Below are 15,809 nucleotides of genomic sequence, written 5' to 3'. Positions count from 1 at the left end.
CCACAGAGGCGACAGAGACCACAGAAGCGATTGCGATCAAGGGTCTGTTGCTTGAGCGAAGCGGACGCACGAACGTCCATGCGTCGTTGAAGGCGAACGACGCTTCATGTCCGGGTGCGGCCCAACGCCAAGCACAGTTGCAGGTTCTTCCTGGACCGGCTTACTCAACAGACTCCTGATTTCTACGAGCCCGTTGGAATATGCCGTTCCGTGCGAAAATCCTGGGCAGACATATGCTGCGTACGCCAACTGAGAATTCTTGCGACAGAGATTCAACGCTACGGGCAGATACACATGAAGCAACAAGCCCCCATCACATGCCCCGACTGGGTGCGGCACGCAAGGCCGACCGCAGGCCTCGAGCGTATTGAAGCGTGGTTCCATGGCAAGGCGTATGCCATGCACCGCCACGACACCTATGCCATTGGCCGCACACTCGCCGGCGTTCAGAGTTTTAGCTACCGGCGCAACCTGCGAAACAGCCTGCCAGGCAACACCATCGTGCTTCATCCGGATGAGCCGCACGATGGTCAGGCGGGCACCGACGAAGGATTCCGGTACCGGATGATCTACGTCGAGCCCGTGCTCATCCAGAATGTACTCGGCGGACGCGCGCTGCCGTTCCTCGAGGGCGGCGTGACGACCGATCCGCGCCTTGCGGCGGCAACCGCGACCTTGCTGCAGCATGTCAGCTTGCCGCTCGAGCCGCTCGAACAGAGCGATGCGCTGACCGATCTGGCCAGGGCGCTTGCCGCCGTCGCCGGTTCGCCCGCGCGACATTCCAGGGGTGACTTCCTTGCGGCGCGGCGCGCACGCGAGTTTCTGCATGCGAATTGCACGCGTGTGGTCACGCTCGACGAGCTCGAAGCGGCGACCGGCCGCGATCGCTGGAGCCTGTCCAACGATTTCCGCATGTTCTATGGCACCAGCCCATATCGCTACCTGACGATGCGCCGCCTCGATGCGGTACGTCACATGCTGCTCGCAGGGAGGTCCCTGGCTGACGCGGCTGCGGCGGCGGGCTTCGCCGACCAGAGCCACATGACCCGGCATTTCTCCAGGACTTTCGGATTGACTCCCGGGCGCTGGCTGCGGGTCGCTCGTGCCGTCCGGCGAGACTGAAAGCACCCACGATCGTTCAATACGACCGCGAAAGGCGTAGGTATTCTCGAGCCGTCACCCTTGCACGGAGAGAACCATGTCCCAATTACCTAATTCTTCCATCGCCGCGTCCCACCGCGGCCAGTGTCGGACCATCGACCTGCTCGGCAAGATCGCGCAGATCGACGGTTACTGGCAACCACGCGTCGTCGCGGAGATGAACGACTACCAGTTCAAAGTAGTGAAGTTGCAGGGCGATTTCGAATGGCACCGGCATGCCGACACCGACGAGACATTCATCGTCCTGGAGGGGGAGTTGCGAATCGATGTTCGCGCGGGCCCCTGCGGGGACGGCACGATCGTGCTGAGAGCCGGGCAGATGGCGGTAGTGCCGAAGGGCGTCGAGCATAAGCCCAGTACCAACGCAGAAGTCAAGCTTCTGCTGATCGAGCCGCGCGGCGTCGTCAACACGGGCGACGGAGCGGCCAGCGAGCGCACTGTCCAGAACGACCAATGGGTCTGAGAAAATTCAGTGTCTTTGATAAAAAAATGCGCGGCAGAGCCGCGCATTCACAAGCACCTGACAGATAACGGGGAGCGATCCGCAGGTTTGTACCCAGTGTCGCCAGCACCCGGGCTAAACGCGATGGGTGCCTTCTTGATCCGAAGTCATGCAACACTCCGCGGCGAAGTCACCGCGCAATAGGCGGGCCTCGTCGTGACCGGGTGCACTTGTCCCAGCCCGCTTTCCGCTTCCCGTGCGCAATAGGCGGCCGCGTCCGTCGCCACGCGGGCACAGTAGGCGGCAGCCGTACTTTCAGCCAGCCGGGCGCAATAAGCGGCGTCCTTCTTTTCGCTCATGCGCGCGCAATACGCGGCGTTGTCCGTTGCCGCGCGCGCGCAGTAGGCCGCCGAGGTAAGCGGGCTGCCGAACTCGCGAAGGTTGAGCGCATCGCTCGAGGCGGCCATTGCCAGCAGGCGCGCCTCGTCTTCCGGGCCGTCGATGCCAACGTAGGGATCGTGATGCAGGACACGGCCGAAGATGCGCACGCAGTCGTCGGCATAGCGCCGGGTGTCCAGGATATGGGCGTGCCAGAAGGCATCGACCCGCTCGCTGGGCACTGCGGGCGTTTCCGGATACTTCGCGGCCAGCTTCAGGAACTGGCGGTAGCCGTCCTCGGCCTGCTCCAGGGACGCCGGGGTCCAGTCCTGATGCTGCTGGTGCAACAGCTTGGCCTTCATCCTCGAGAAATCGAGTGCATCGATGTCTTGCCACATGGCTTGCACAGTACGTTCATGCATGATTCAGTTTCCTCTCTTTTTGTTGGACTGCCTGCAATGCGACCACACGACGGCGCGCCTGGCTTCGGTCAGGCGCGCATCGGTTCCTGGCCCCGTGCGAAATCGGGGCCATGCTCCATGCGGCTGGCGAGGAAGGCAGTGATCTTCGCCGGCGGCAACGGATGGCTGAAGTAGTAGCCCTGCACCTCGTCGCAGCCTTCGCGGCGCAGGAATTCAAGCTGGGCCTCGTTCTCCACGCCCTCGGCGACGACCTCGAGGCCGAGCCGGTGGCCCAGGCCGATCACCGCGCTGGTGATCTGCGTGTCGCTGCGGCTTTCGGGGACATAGCGGACAAAGCTGCGGTCGATCTTGACCGTATCGATCGGGAAGCGGCTCAGGTAGGCGAGCGATGAATAGCCGGTACCGAAGTCGTCGATGGCCAGGCGCACGCCGGTTCGCTTCAGGCGCGACAACCAGTTCGAAGCCTGCTCGGCATCGCGCATGACCATGCTTTCGGTCAGTTCCAGCTCAAGCAGGTTGCCGGGCAGGGGGGCCTGGCGCAGCGCATCGATGATGGTCAGCCTGAGCGCTTTGTCGGCGAACTGCCGGGCGGAGAGATTGACCGAGACCCGCACCGGCGGCAGGCCCTGGGCCAGCCATTTGGCATTCTGGCGGCACGCCTCGCGCAGCGCCCAGGCGCCGATCTCGACGATGGCGCCGCTTTGCTCGGCGAAGGGAATGAAGTCGGCGGGCATGACCAGCCCCAGCTCGGGGTGGTGCCAGCGGATCAGTGCCTCGACGGCGGTGCAGGTTCCCGATGCCAGCGCGATACGCGGCTGGTAATAGAGCACGAACTCGTCGTTCTCGAGCGCGCGGTGCAGGTGCGACTCCATGTCGATGCGCCGCTGCAGTGTGGTGCTCATGCCGCGGCAATAGAACTGGTAGCCGTTCTTGCCCAGCTGCTTGGCGCCGTACATGGCCAGGTCGGCATGCTTGAGCAGGGTTTGCCAGTCGTCGCCGTCTTCGGGGAACGAGCTGATGCCGATGCTGGCGGTCATCCGCATCTCGGATTCGTTGATGACAAAGGCGGGCGTGAGCACGGCCTGCAGTTGCGAGATGGTCCGGCCAAGAAGGGTCGGATCGCCCTTCGGGTCGAGCAGCACGACAAACTCGTCACCACCGAAGCGCGTGATCAGCTCCACCTCGGGCAGGCCCTGGCGAAGCCGCTCGGCCATTTCGCGCAGCACGGCATCGCCGGCGTTGTGGCCGATGGTGTCATTGACGACCTTGAATTCGTCCAGGTCGACGAAGATCACATGCAGTGCCTGCCCGCCGGCGCGCGCGCGCGCCAGGGCCTTTTCGAACTCGGCCTTGAACATCAGCCGGTTGGGCAGACCGGTCAGGGAATCGTGGTTGGCGATGAAACGCAGGTTTTCCTCGGCCTGCCGCCGCAGCAGGAAATGCCCGGTCTGGCTGGCAATGCCGCCGGCCATCGCCAGGGCATGGACATCGGCGGCGCGCCGGGTGCGGGAATAAAGTTCGACCACGCCAAGGGTCACGTGACCCCGGCTCAGCGGAAAGGCGAATACCGTGCGGATGCCGCCACTGGCGAGCCAGCCGGCCTGCGCATGCCTGGCTACGTCATGGAGTCCCGCATACCATTGTGGCGCCGCGATGGCCGGGGCCCCCGCGGCCCGGGCAGGGCGCGCAGCGAGCCAGGACTCGAGTGCCTTGGCGCGGCTCAGGCGTACCTGCGGCAGCTTGTTGCCATGGCCGTCGTCGGACGGCCAGAATGCCCCGGCCTCCCACTCCATGCCTTCCAGCAGGGTGTGGACGATATCCTCCAGCACTTCGGCTTCACTGTCGGCCGTGGCCAGGTGCAGGGCGATCTGGTGCTCCTGCGCGCGGGCCTGTTCGGCCGACTTGCGCTGGCTGATATCCTGCGCGGTGCCGCGCAAGGCGGTACTGTTGCCCGCCGGTCCCTGCGCGTGGCAAATCAGATGCAACCAGCCGCGCCGTCCGCGCTGCGAACGGTAAGGGCACTCGAGCTCGAACGGCTGGCGATCCCGCACCGCTTTTTCCATCCGTTCCCGCAGCACGGCGCGATGGCTGCTCTCGATCGCCTGGAACAGCGTGTCCGGGCTCGGCCGGTGGCCGCGCCAGCCCAGCAGGCGACCCATTTCCCGTGAAAAGTGAGCGACATCCTTGCCCAGGTCGATGCGCCAGTCGCCCAGCTGGGCAATCTGCTGCGCCTCGGCCAGCGCCGCCTGGCTCTCGCGCAGGCTGTGCGTCATCTGGTCGGCGACGGCAACGGCGCGTGCCCGCGAGCTGGACAAGGCATAGGCCAGCCAGCCCAGCAGCACGGTGATGATCATCCCGGAAATGATCACCAGCGTCGGCAGATAGCGTTGCGGACCGCCGATCGCGCGCGAGTCGGCGGCGAAGGCAATGATCCAGCGCCGTCCGCCGAAGTCGCGCTCCACGCTCTTGGTCAGGTCGTCCCGGCTGGCCGCCGAAGCCGCCGGTGTGTCCGCCGCTGCGTCCGCCGGCGTGCCCGCGCGCGGCGCTGCGCGGCCTTCCGTGGCACGCCCCGGCCGCGGCGTCGCCAGCCCGGTGCGGCTGTCGTAAAGGAGGTTGCCGGCGGACAGGGCATCGGCCGGCGCCGCGACGTCGCCGGCGTCATGGACGCGAAACCGGATCGGGCGCAGGTTCTGGTTGCTGACCAGGTCCTTGAGCAGATCCGCCACCCGGATGCCGGCGCCGACCGAGCCGACGTAAGCGGCCCGGCGCGCCTCCACGGAATCCAGGTTCAGCGCCCTGCGATACACCGGCAGCCGCAGCGCGATGCCCACATGAGGATTCCTGGCATCGCTGAAGATCAGCCGGCCGCTGCTCACCGATTGCCCGGTATCGCGGGCGCGCTCCAGCGCGGCCAGGCGGCGTGGTTCGGCACCCATGTCCACACCGAGCGACGGCAGGTTGGTGTCGAGCGGCTCGACATAGGTCAGGACGAAGTAGCCCGGCCGCTGGCCCGGCGGCCGGAGGGTGAACGTCACGCCGGCTTCGCGCAGGATCGGATCATTGCGTTGCCTGTCGACAAACGCATCGATCTCTGGCGCCGGCACATAGGGCGCGTAGTTCAGGGTCTGGAAACCGGGGTAGCGCTGCGGCAGGTTCAGGCCGACGACGAAGTCGCGAAACTCGCTGCGCGAGACATGGTCGCTGGCACCGAACAGCGCCTGCATCGTGACCAGCACGTCGGTATAGAGCCGGATCCGCGTATCGATCTGCTGGACCACGTCGCCGGTATCGTTCTCGAAGCGCAGCCGGACATCCCTTTCCAGCAGGTCGGTGCAGAACGCATAGACGACAGCCGTCGTCAGCGCCCCAAGAAGCACCGTGCCCGCCGTGATGGAACGCGACCCAAGGCGTCCAAGCGGGCTCGGCATGCGCGCAAGCACCTGACGCAACATTGTCTCCCCCGGATCCGGGCGGTGACCGGTGATCGCGGTCCTCGCCGACGGCTGATACCAAAAGATAACGACGGCCAGGTTCTGCCAAGCGAACCGTGGCTCTAAATGTCTTTACAATCTATATCAAACGGCGGTTAACAGAGATTCAATTTTGCAACGCCAACACCCCACCAAAGCGGGGGGTGAGTTGCTTGCGTGGAGACACATCAACGCAGCGTCTATGGCGTGGCAAGCGCCCACGCGCGCGTCCGCAAGCGGCTGCTAGCGAAACCTGAACAGCCCTTGCCAGAAGGCCTCGAACGCGCTGGTGGGTATCCCGGTGCGCGCGGTGCCGGCATCCGCCGGCGCTGCGGCCTCGTCGCACGCCTGCCCGGCGCATGCCTGGCGCGACGCCTGCAGTGCATGAACGCTGTCGGCAATTTGTGCGGCGAGATCCGTCTCGCAGTCCTTGCCCAGCAGGACGCCGAACAGGACGTCGCGCGAATGCCCCGCCTCGGCAAAGCGCATCGCGATGGCAACCATCTTCTCGTAATGTTCCTGCGCGACGCGTCTCGCCTGCTCCTGTGCCTGGCGCTCCTCGGCCTCCTGGGCTGCGTGCTCGGCTTCCCACCGGCGCATTTCGCGTTCGAAGACATCGTCGTAGACCTGGCGTTGCTCGGCGTCGGACAGAATCGCATAGGCATCGCGAATCTGCTGGAAGGCGGCATGGCTTTCGGCTTCGCGGCCGGGATTGCGGTCCGGATGCCATTTCATTGCCGCACGGCGATAGGCAAGCCTGATCTCGTCCACGGTGGCGTCGGACTGAACGCCAAGCGTCGCGTAGAGCGTTGTCATGGGAAGCAGGGCGGAGGAGGGCGAAGGCATTCATGCTAGCACGCCCGCCCGGCCCCGCACGCCGGTCCTCAACCTCACTGCAAATGCTGTCCTCCGTTGATCGCTATGTTCGCTCCGGTCACGAAGCCGGCCTCGTGCGAGCAAAGATAGGCGACCAACGCCGCCACTTCCTCCGGCTTTCCCAGGCGGCCGACGGGGATTTGCGGAATGATCTTGGTGTCGAGGATGTCTTGCGGGATCGCCGTCACCATTTTGGTGGCGATAAAGCCCGGCGACACCGTGTTGACCGTCACGCCGCTCCTGGCAACTTCTAGCGCCAGCGATTTGGTGAAACCATGCATGCCGGCCTTGGCCGCGGCGTAATTGGCCTGACCGAAGCCGCCCTTGGAGCCGATGATCGAAGAGATGTTGATGATGCGGCCCCAGCCGCGGCTGACCATGCCTTCACACACCGGCTTGGTCATGTTGAACACCGAGTCGAGGTTGGTGCGGATGACCGCGTCCCAATTGACCTTGTCCATCTTCCTGAAGCTGGCATCGCGCGTGATGCCGGCGTTGTTGACCAGGATGTCGGTGGGGCCCAGTTCCTTGTGAATGGCCGCAACACATAGTTGGCACGATTCGTAGTCGGCAACGTCCACGGGATAGGCGTGGAATTTTCTGCCGCCTTCTTCCATTCTCGCCAGCCAGGCATCGACGCCGCTGTTGCCATGCGAATGCGTGACCGCGACGGTGCAACCCGAGTCCTGTAGCCGGACGCTGATCGCTTCGCCAAGCCCGCCCATGCCTCCTGTCACGATGGCGATTCGTTTCGTCATGTCTCCGATCTCCTGAGTCTGACTTCGCGGGGAAATGCGTCGGCTTCGGTACGCCGGCTTTGCGCTGCAGCATTACCCCGCCGTGTGCGGGGCGGGTGCCGTGCGGCGTCGTACGCCCTTGGACGTCGCCTCGGCGGCAGAATCGAAGCCGTTCCCGGCCATCTGCATCGCCTGCGTTGCCGTGGCTTGCATGGAATCGAAGAGCGCCGTGGTGGCGTTAAGCGCCTCCTGCCAGGCCGCAAAAGGCGTCATCGGGGTTGCCGGTGCGTTGCCCAGGGCGGTTTCCATCAATCCCTGCACCTCGCGCTTGCCGGCGGCGTACTGCACCTCCAGCACCTTCTCGACGTTTGCCTGTGCATCGGCAAGAATCTCCTGCACCCGGCGTCGATACGCCAGCATCGCTTCGGCCGTGGGTTGGAACAATTCCGCCTGCAGTTCCACCAGTGTTTGCGAGTCTTTGGTCGACAAGGCCTTCCTGGCGCACTCCTGCCCGTCTTCCAGGGTCGTTTTCATGGTCTGCAGATTCAGGTCCACCAACCTCGCGATGCAATCCAGCGACTTGCTGGCCAGCCCCGCCCAGGCGTCGATGCCGGTAATCTGAAGCTTGCTGATTTGCTCAGGGGACCACTTTGTCATGTTGCGTCTCCAGATAATTGCCGCCCCCCGCAACGATGGCGAGACCCGTCCTGCGCGGAGCGGAGGCCCAAGGCACGACGATTGCCATGCCCGCATTGGCATGCCGGCTGCCCCCGTCGCGCAAGCCGGCCGGGGCAGCCGACAGCTTCCGAACGGTTAAAGCGAGGGTCTGCAGGCGGCCTGCTGTCGTGCCGCAGCGTCGCTTGCGCGAACACGACCGACCGCTTTGAGAAAGGCGTAGCCTTGAATCGTGACTTGCGGATGTGCAAGGGTTGGCCCCAGACGCTCGAGCGTGATGAGCTGCTTCTCGAGCAGCGCCTGCATATCGGCGTGGTCCAGCCCGGTGGCGTCGGAGCGGTCGTTTACCAGGACCAGCGTGGCGATTTCATGATGACTCAGCACAGTTGTCTCCCAAGCTATAGGTCTATTCTTGCTACGGGACTACACTACACCGCAGGTCCGCCTGGATCGGAGGGTCCAGTCATCGCAGACCACATTCTGGCGATGGCAAGCTTGCCGCTCGCGCCAGAAACTCCATCTTAGGTGCCCAACACCGGGGCTTCAATGTCATCGTTGACGGTCTGGGGTATTTCCTGCCTGGTCCCCATGGTTCTGATCCGGTGCCCGGGGCAAACCGGCAGAGTGGGAAGCCCCCCTGGTTGTCAGCCCGACCGGTCGGTCATTGAATTGCCAGGCGAGCCGAGGCCGGCGGGGCCATCCCCGCCACGCGACCCCCTTACCCCATCCCCACCACGCTGGACAGCAACATCTTCACCAACACCGCCTGCCGCGTCGCCCCCGTCTTCGCAAAGATCCCCCGCAAATGCGCCCGCGCCGTGTTCTTCTTCACGCCCAGCCGCGCGGCGGCCTCATCGAGGGTCAGACCGTCGACCATCAGCAGCGCCAGCTCGATCTCGGTGGGGGTCAGGTGGAACAGCTTGCGCAGGCTGGCGTGGGTGTTGCGGGGTGAACCCGCAGGATCGCGGATGAAGACCGCTACCGCGGGGCGGCGGGCCTTGTCCTCGCTGCGGTAGCTAAGCGGGATGGGCCGCACCAGCACGCTCAGCGGCGTGGGCGCGGCGGGCCGGCTGAGCGTGGTGACTTCGCTGCGCGGCGTGGCCAGCGCATGGGCTTGCGCGGCGCTTTCCAGGATCTTGCGGAACCTGCGGTTTTCCATCGGGCAGTGCGCTTGCAGCGCGCCGTCTGCCAGGTAGAGGCCGTCGCGGGCGCGCAGCAGGCGGCCGGCGACGTCGTTGCTGCGGATGCAGCGGCCGTGTTCGTCGAGGATGACGGTGCCCACCTGCATGCGGTCGACCGCGTCGGCGTAGAGCGACCGTTCGGAGGCGAGCACGTCGAGCGCGGCGTGCAGGTCGACTGCGCGCTTCAGGTGCGGCAGCAGGTCCTGCAGCAGCGCCTTGTCGGCGCTGGTGAAGTCCTGTCCCGCCGCGGTGCGGCTGATGAACAGCGCGCATTCGACGCCATCCGGCGTGACCAGGTTGGCTGCCAGGATGTAGCGCAGGCCGAGCGGCTGCAGGTATTGCGCGTAGAACGGATGGGCCAGCCAGCCGGCTTCGCCGAACAGTTCGTCGGCGCAGAAGAGGCGGTCGGGGTGCAGGTCCAGGAAGGGGCACAGCGCATAGTATTGCTCGCTGTATGAGGGCTCGCCGGGAAGATGAGGGCCGTAGTCGGAGGCGTTGACGATCAGGCCGGGGCGGTCGGTGGCGGGGTGGCGCAGCACCAGCGTGACGAAGGCGGCGGCCAGGCGCTGGCGGAGGCTTTCGAGGAAGGTGGCCCAGGGGACCGGCTCGGTGGGGCCCTGGTAGAGCTGGGCGAGCAGGGCGCTGAGTTCGGCGGCGGGCAACGGGTCTGGCGGCATGTGGCAGGGCGGCGGTTTGCTCCCCTCTCCCGCTTGCGGGAGAGGGGAAGGGGGTGAGGGCAGGCGCTGGCAAGGCCGACGGCCTGCACTTCGTCGAGGCGCCCGCCCTCACCCCCAACCCTCTCCCGCAAGCGGGAGAGGGAGCACCCAGCCGGCGATGCAAGCGCAGGGGTTCAGGCGGGCGCGGTCGGTTTTCCCGGGATAAACCGGTTTCGCCCATCGTACCCACCCGCACCACCGCCTCATCGTCCGTTCCGCCTAGGGCCTGTCCCTAAGCCCTGTCCCTAAGCCCCTGTCCCTAAGCCCTGTCCCTGAGCCACGCCACGATCCGCTCCGCCGCCTGCTCGGCGCTGTCGCCGGTGGTGTCGATGCGGATTTCCGGGTGCTCGGGCGGCTCGTAGGGCGAATCGATGCCGGTGAAGTTCTTCAGTTCGCCGCGGCGCGCCTTGCGGTACAGGCCCTTGGGGTCGCGCTGCTCGGCCACCGCCAGCGGCGTGTCGATGAAGACCTCGATGAATTCGCCGTCACCGGCCAGTGCGCGCGCCATCTCGCGTTCGCAGCGGAAGGGGGAAATGAACGACACCAGCACGATCAGCCCCGCGTCCAGCATCAGCCTGGCGACCTCGGCCACGCGCCGGATGTTCTCGATGCGGTCCGCTTCGGAGAAGCCCAGGTCCTTGTTCAGGCCGTGGCGCACGTTGTCGCCATCGAGCAGGTAGGTGTGGTGGCCGAGCGCGTGCAGGCGCTTTTCCACCAGGTTGGCGATGGTGGACTTGCCCGCGCCGGACAGCCCGGTGAACCAGACGATGCGCGGCGACTGGTGCTTGAGCGCGGCATGCGCGCGGCGGTCGACGTCGATGGCCTGCCAGTGGACGTTCTGCGCCCGGCGCAGCGCAAAGTGCAGCATGCCGGCGCCGACCGTGTTGTTGGTGAGGCGGTCGATCAGGATGAAGCCGCCCAGCTCGCGGTTGCGCGTGTACGGGTCGAACGCCACCGGCTGGTCCAGGTGCAGGTTGCACACGCCGATCTCGTTCAGCTCCAGCGTGCGCGCGGCCAGGTGCTCGAGCGTGTTGACGTTGACCTTGTACTTGGGCTGCGCCACGGTCACGCCCACGGTGCGCGTGCCGAGCTTGAGCAGGTAGGGCCGCCCGGGCAGCATGGCGTCCTCGTTCATCCATACCAGCGTGGCCTCGAACTGGTCGGCCACCGCGGGCGGGTCGTCGGCGCAGGCCAGCACGTCGCCGCGGCTGACGTCGATCTCGTCGGCCAGGGTCAGCGTCACCGCCTGGCCGCGCATGGCTTGCTCGCATGCGCCGGCCGCGCCGACGATGCCAGTGACGTGGCTTTCGCGGCCGGAGGGCAGCGCGCGCACGCGGTCGCCACGCCGGATCACGCCGGCGCTGACGGTGCCGGCAAAGCCGCGGAAGTCCAGGTTGGGGCGGTTGACCCACTGCACCGGCAGCCGGAACGACTCGTCCAGCGCCGGCACGTGGTCGATCGGCACGCTCTCCAGGTGGTCCATCAGCGTCGGGCCCTGGTACCACGGCGTATTGGCGCTGGGCTCGGTGATGTTGTCGCCGCGCAGCGCGGACATGGGAATGCAGACGATATCGGTCAGGCCGATCTGCCGCGCGAACTCGCGGTACTCCTTCTCGATGCGCGTATGGACGTCGCGCGAGTAATCCACCATGTCCAGCTTGTTGACGGCCAGCACCACGCGCCGGATGCCCAGCGTGGCCACCAGGTAGCTGTGGCGCCGCGTCTGCGTCTGCACGCCGCGGCGCGCATCGACCAGCAGGATGGCGAGGTCGGCGGTGGAGGCGCCGGTCACCATGTTGCGCGTGTATTGCTCGTGCCCGGGGGTGTCGGCAACGATGAACTTGCGCTTGTCGGTGGCAAAGAAGCGGTAGGCCACGTCGATGGTGATGCCCTGTTCGCGCTCGGCGGCGAGGCCGTCCACGAGCAGCGCGAAGTCGAGGTTCTCGCCTTGCGTGCCCATCTTCTTCGAGTCGGCCTCGAGCTGCGCCAGCTGGTCCTCGAACAGCATCTTCGATTCATACAGCAGCCGGCCGATCAGCGTGCTCTTGCCGTCGTCGACGCTGCCGCAGGTGATGAAGCGCAGCAGGCTCTTGTTCTGCTGGGCACGAAGATACTGAGCGATCTCGCTCTGCGTGCCGGCGGGTTGCGCCATCGGCGCGTTGTCGATCGGGCTTTGCATCAGAAGTATCCCTCCTGTTTCTTCTTCTCCATCGAACCGGCCGAATCGCTGTCGATCAGCCGTCCCTGGCGCTCCGACGTGGTCGCCCGCAGCATTTCCTGGATGATGCCGCCGAGCGTGTCGGCCTCGCTCTCGATCGCGCCGGTAAGCGGGTAGCAGCCCAGCGTGCGGAAGCGCACCTTGCGCAGTTGCGGGGTTTCGCCGGGCCGCAGCGGTAGGCGCTCGTCGTCGACCATGATCAGGGTGCCGTCGCGTTCGACCACTGGCCGTTCCCTGGCGAAGTACAGCGGCACGATCGGAATCTGGTTCAGGTAGATGTATTGCCAGATATCGAGCTCGGTCCAGTTCGACAGCGGGAACACGCGCAGGCTCTCGCCCTTGCGCTTGCGCGTGTTGTACTGGCGCCAGAGTTCGGGGCGCTGCATCTTGGGGTCCCAGCGGTGCTGCGCGGTGCGCACCGAGAACACGCGCTCCTTGGCGCGGGATTTCTCCTCGTCGCGCCGCGCGCCGCCGAAGGCCGCGTCGAAGCCGTAGTGGTCCAGCGCCTGCTTCAGGCCTTGCGTCTTCCATACATCCGTGTGGACGGCCGAGCCGTGCTCGTGCGGGCTGATATTGCGCGCCAGCCCTTCGGGGTTGATGTGCACGCGCAGGTCCAGGCCGAGCCGGGCCGCGGTCTGGTCGCGGAACGCGATCATCTCGCGGAACTTCCAAGTGGTATCGACATGCAGCAGCGGGAACGGCGGCCGCGCGGGATGGAAGGCCTTCATCGCCAGGTGCAGCATTACCGCGCTGTCCTTGCCGATCGAATAGAGCATGACGGGGTTTTCGCATTCCGCGACCACCTCCCGCATGATGTGGATGCTCTCGGCCTCCAGTTGCTCCAGGTGGGTCAACATCGGGGTCTCCATTTTTTCCTCTTGGTCCTCTGGGTTTGCCGGTGCCGCGCACGGTTGTCGCGGCCGTCTGGCATGGCCAAAAGGTAGCGAGCCGGAGGCCTGCGCCACTTCGTCCGGGCGGACTAAGAATCGCGGGCCGCGGCGCGCATTTCCTAGTCCACCCGGACGAGGAAGGCGCCGCCCCGTGCTGGGTATCGTTGCTGCGCCGACCAACCACGGGAGCAGGCAGATGGCGACCTCCGCCGAAAACCAATTGCTGAGCGGCCAGACCTGGGCCGAGTTTTGCGACGTGCTCAAACGCAGCGGGCAGCAGATCCTGCGCCCGGAGGCGCCGGCGGATGCGCTCACGCGCGCCGAGGGTTTCCGCTACCTGAGCCGCCTGCTGCGCATCGCGCTGGAAATGCACGTGGAGTTTGCCGATCCGGCGTTCCCCGGCTTCTTCTCGCCGTCGCACGAGACCGCCAAGATCGGCGCCGACAATCCGGACAACCTGTACCGCTACGCGCGCCTGGACGGCAACGCGAAGTACCGCATCCGTGGCCGGCGCGGCACGGTGGCGTATCTGAGCTTCGGCACGCAGAAGGGCGGCTATGAAACCGACGGACGCATGGTCCAGACCGGCTTTATCGACAGCAACCAGCTTGCCGTGGCGCCGGACGGCAGTTTCGAGATCACGCTCAGCGCCGGGCCCCAGCTGCAGCAACCGGGCAACTGGGTGCGCATGGAGCCGGCCACCAATGCGCTGGTGGTGCGCCAGACCTTCCTTGACCGCAAGGCGGAGACGCCGGCGGAATTGCAGATCGAGCGTGTCGACGCCAGCGGCAAGCCGCCGGCGCTGAGCGCGGAGCGTTTGCACGCTGGCCTGCTGCGCGCCGCCGGATTTGTCGAGGGCACCGCGCGCATCTTTGCCGACTGGGCCGGGGGCTACGGCGGCCACGTCAACGCGCTGCCGCCCGCGGACCAGGCGGTGTGCCAGGCGGCGGGCGGCGATCCCAATATCTTCTACTACCACTCGTGCTGGCGGCTGGCCGATGACGAGGCGCTGGTGGTCGAGGTCGACCGGGTGCCGGAATGCGAGTTCTGGAACTTCCAGATCAACAACTACTGGATGGAATCACTCGACTACCGCTACCACGACATCTGCCTCAACAAGCACGGTGCGCGGCTAAACGCCAACGGCGGCGTCACCGTGATCCTAAGTGCGGGCGATCCGGGCCTGCCCAACTGGCTGGAGACCGCCGGCCATCGCAACGGCACCATGTGCTGGCGCTGGGTGGGCGCGGCGCAGCCCGCGCATCCGCGCACGCGTGTGGTCAAGCTTGCATCGCTCAGGGAGAACAACGCATGAATGCCATCAACGTGGAACGCCTGCTGGCACAGGCGAGCGAGCAGGCCGGCGGCCTGGACGACTTCGGCCCGGGCAACTATCGCGAGGCGCTGCGGGTGCTGTCGGATTCGCTGGCAAGCGAGGCCAACCTGTCGGCGCAAGGCGCGCAGATGCTGGAGGGAAAGCTGCGGGGCCAGCTGGTCAACCGGCTGGTGATCCAGGATTACTGTCGACGCCATCCGGAAATCATGCAGGAGCGCGTGGAAGACCCGCTGGTCATCGTCGGCCTGCCGCGCACAGGTACCACGCTGCTGCAGCGCATGCTGGCCACGGACGCGCGCTTTTGCGCGGCGGCATGGTGGGAGACCCGCTATCCGGCCCCGTTGCCGGGCGAGGATGTGCGCGATCCCAGCCGGCGTATCGCCGCGGCGCGCGAGGAAGTGGCGCAGATGATCCGGTTCATCCCGGACATCGTCGCCATCCACCCGCTCGACGCGATGGCTGCCGACGAGGAATTCATGCTGATGGAGCATTCGTTCCTGTGCGCGATGAATTCCTACGCCAACGTGCCGGCCTACACCGACTGGCTGGCGCGGCAGGACCACACCGAGGTCTATGCCTGCCTGAAGACCATGCTGCAGTTCCTGCAGTGGCAGAAGCGCCAGCGTGGCGCGAAGCCCGCGCAGCGCTGGGTGCTGAAGACTCCGCAGCACCTGCATACGCTGGAGGTGCTGTTGCGGGTGTTCCCGGGCGCGCAGGTGGTGCTGACCCATCGCGATCCGCTGCAGACCATTCCGTCGATGGCGAGCATGGCGCATACGCTGTGGCAGCTGTACGCCGACGATCCAGACCCCGCCACGGCGGCCCGCCAGTGGAGCGAGCAGATGCGGCGCGGCACCGACCACGCCATGGCCGTGCGCGACGCCATGCCGGCCGACCGCTTCCTCGACGTGCGCTTCGAGGACACGGTGCGCGATCCCTTCGGCGTGGCACAGGCGGTCTACCGCTTCGCCGGCATGCCGCTCACCGAGGCCGCGCGCGCGGGCATGTGGGCCTGGATGGAAAGCAACCCGCGCAACCAGCGCGCGGCGCATGCGTATACGCCGGAACGGTTCGGGCTGAGTGAGGCGCAACTTGAGCGCGACTTCGCCGGTTACCGTGCGCGGCACATCCTGAAGCGCAGCGCAAACGAATGACCGGCAACGCCAGCACTCGCCTCTGGCCTTCCAACTCCCGCTTGCGTACTCCCTCGCCCGCTTGCGGGAGAGGGGAGAGAACACGTGGCACAGCGAAATGCCGCGGACTTTTTCAATCCCGATTGCATACACCCTCTCCCGCTTGCGGGAGAG

General features: G+C 66.1%; 13 protein-coding genes. 4 read left to right on the top strand and 9 right to left on the bottom strand.

Annotation, left to right across the window (positions count from 1 at the left end):
* The first annotated feature begins 294 nt into the window (after positions 1-294).
* Positions 295-1,122 carry an AraC family transcriptional regulator gene (locus A3AG_RS0130690; RefSeq protein ID WP_018009096.1) on the top strand — a complete coding sequence of 276 codons (828 nt, stop codon included), beginning with the start codon at positions 295-297 and terminating at the stop codon, positions 1,120-1,122.
* A 76-nt stretch (positions 1,123-1,198) separates the two neighbouring features.
* Complete coding sequence (locus A3AG_RS0130685; protein WP_018009095.1) at positions 1,199-1,624, top strand: cupin domain-containing protein; 426 nt, start codon at positions 1,199-1,201, stop codon at positions 1,622-1,624.
* Positions 1,625-1,770: 146 nt separating this feature from the next.
* Here the strand turns inward: A3AG_RS0130685 and A3AG_RS0130680 are convergent, their stop codons facing one another.
* The 9 genes from A3AG_RS0130680 to cysD all read right to left on the bottom strand — a co-directional run bounded on the left by A3AG_RS0130680 (position 1,771) and on the right by cysD (position 13,241).
* Positions 1,771-2,403, bottom strand: coding sequence for a glycine-rich domain-containing protein (locus A3AG_RS0130680; RefSeq protein ID WP_018009094.1), 633 nt, complete (start codon positions 2,401-2,403; stop codon positions 1,771-1,773).
* Between the two features lie 68 nt (positions 2,404-2,471).
* Positions 2,472-5,831 carry a bifunctional diguanylate cyclase/phosphodiesterase gene (locus A3AG_RS0130675; protein ID WP_240619994.1) on the bottom strand — a complete coding sequence of 1,120 codons (3,360 nt, stop codon included), beginning with the start codon at positions 5,829-5,831 and terminating at the stop codon, positions 2,472-2,474.
* A 285-nt stretch (positions 5,832-6,116) separates the two neighbouring features.
* Positions 6,117-6,689, bottom strand: a complete 573-nt coding sequence (locus A3AG_RS0130670) for a J domain-containing protein (RefSeq protein WP_026164587.1) — start codon at positions 6,687-6,689, stop codon at positions 6,117-6,119.
* A gap of 74 nt (positions 6,690-6,763) precedes the next feature.
* Entirely contained in the window at positions 6,764-7,507 is a 744-nt protein-coding gene (gene phbB / locus A3AG_RS0130665) for an acetoacetyl-CoA reductase (RefSeq protein ID WP_018009091.1), read from the bottom strand.
* Between the two features lie 72 nt (positions 7,508-7,579).
* Positions 7,580-8,143 carry a phasin family protein gene (locus A3AG_RS0130660; RefSeq protein ID WP_018009090.1) on the bottom strand — a complete coding sequence of 188 codons (564 nt, stop codon included), beginning with the start codon at positions 8,141-8,143 and terminating at the stop codon, positions 7,580-7,582.
* Positions 8,144-8,299: 156 nt separating this feature from the next.
* Complete coding sequence (locus tag A3AG_RS32145) at positions 8,300-8,545, bottom strand: hypothetical protein (protein ID WP_018009089.1); 246 nt, start codon at positions 8,543-8,545, stop codon at positions 8,300-8,302.
* 334 nt (positions 8,546-8,879) lie between these two features.
* Entirely contained in the window at positions 8,880-10,019 is a 1,140-nt protein-coding gene (locus A3AG_RS0130650; RefSeq protein WP_018009088.1) for a helix-turn-helix transcriptional regulator, read from the bottom strand.
* Positions 10,020-10,317: 298 nt separating this feature from the next.
* Positions 10,318-12,237, bottom strand: a complete 1,920-nt coding sequence (gene cysN / locus A3AG_RS0130645) for a sulfate adenylyltransferase subunit CysN (protein WP_018009087.1) — start codon at positions 12,235-12,237, stop codon at positions 10,318-10,320.
* Positions 12,237-13,241, bottom strand: coding sequence for a sulfate adenylyltransferase subunit CysD (gene cysD / locus A3AG_RS0130640; protein ID WP_276307894.1), 1,005 nt, complete (start codon positions 13,239-13,241; stop codon positions 12,237-12,239). Before cysD ends, cysN begins: the two co-directional genes overlap by 1 nt.
* 121 nt (positions 13,242-13,362) lie before the next feature.
* Here cysD and A3AG_RS0130635 point away from each other — a divergent pair, with 121 nt between their 5' ends.
* Together A3AG_RS0130635 and A3AG_RS0130630 are read left to right on the top strand one after the other, a co-directional pair.
* Complete coding sequence (locus tag A3AG_RS0130635) at positions 13,363-14,481, top strand: DUF1214 domain-containing protein (protein WP_018009085.1); 1,119 nt, start codon at positions 13,363-13,365, stop codon at positions 14,479-14,481.
* Positions 14,478-15,656: a sulfotransferase family protein gene (locus tag A3AG_RS0130630; RefSeq protein WP_018009084.1), complete on the top strand. Its 1,179-nt coding sequence runs from the start codon at positions 14,478-14,480 to the stop codon at positions 15,654-15,656. Before A3AG_RS0130635 ends, A3AG_RS0130630 begins: the two co-directional genes overlap by 4 nt.
* Positions 15,657-15,809: the final 153 nt, after the last annotated feature.

Source organism: Cupriavidus neocaledonicus, from assembly GCF_000372525.1.
In the GTDB taxonomy this organism is placed as follows: Bacteria; Pseudomonadota; Gammaproteobacteria; order Burkholderiales; family Burkholderiaceae; genus Cupriavidus; species Cupriavidus neocaledonicus.
The sequence above is the reverse complement of the archived record's forward strand: the minus strand, read 5'-3'. Positions and strand labels throughout refer to the sequence as shown.

What these genes read in the sequence shown, in the direction of transcription:
- A3AG_RS0130670 (WP_026164587.1), bottom strand. Translation starts at nt 6,689, where the DNA reads ATGACAACGCTCTACGCGACGCTTGGCGTTCAGTCCGACGCCACCGTG.
- A3AG_RS0130650 (WP_018009088.1), bottom strand. Translation starts at nt 10,019, where the DNA reads ATGCCGCCAGACCCGTTGCCCGCCGCCGAACTCAGCGCCCTGCTCGCC.
- phbB (WP_018009091.1), bottom strand. Translation starts at nt 7,507, where the DNA reads ATGACGAAACGAATCGCCATCGTGACAGGAGGCATGGGCGGGCTTGGC.
- cysN (WP_018009087.1), bottom strand. Translation starts at nt 12,237, where the DNA reads ATGCAAAGCCCGATCGACAACGCGCCGATGGCGCAACCCGCCGGCACG.
- A3AG_RS0130660 (WP_018009090.1), bottom strand. Translation starts at nt 8,143, where the DNA reads ATGACAAAGTGGTCCCCTGAGCAAATCAGCAAGCTTCAGATTACCGGC.
- A3AG_RS0130630 (WP_018009084.1), top strand. Translation starts at nt 14,478, where the DNA reads ATGAATGCCATCAACGTGGAACGCCTGCTGGCACAGGCGAGCGAGCAG.
- A3AG_RS0130690 (WP_018009096.1), top strand. Translation starts at nt 295, where the DNA reads ATGAAGCAACAAGCCCCCATCACATGCCCCGACTGGGTGCGGCACGCA.
- A3AG_RS0130680 (WP_018009094.1), bottom strand. Translation starts at nt 2,403, where the DNA reads ATGCATGAACGTACTGTGCAAGCCATGTGGCAAGACATCGATGCACTC.
- A3AG_RS0130685 (WP_018009095.1), top strand. Translation starts at nt 1,199, where the DNA reads ATGTCCCAATTACCTAATTCTTCCATCGCCGCGTCCCACCGCGGCCAG.
- A3AG_RS0130635 (WP_018009085.1), top strand. Translation starts at nt 13,363, where the DNA reads ATGGCGACCTCCGCCGAAAACCAATTGCTGAGCGGCCAGACCTGGGCC.
- A3AG_RS0130675 (WP_240619994.1), bottom strand. Translation starts at nt 5,831, where the DNA reads ATGCCGAGCCCGCTTGGACGCCTTGGGTCGCGTTCCATCACGGCGGGC.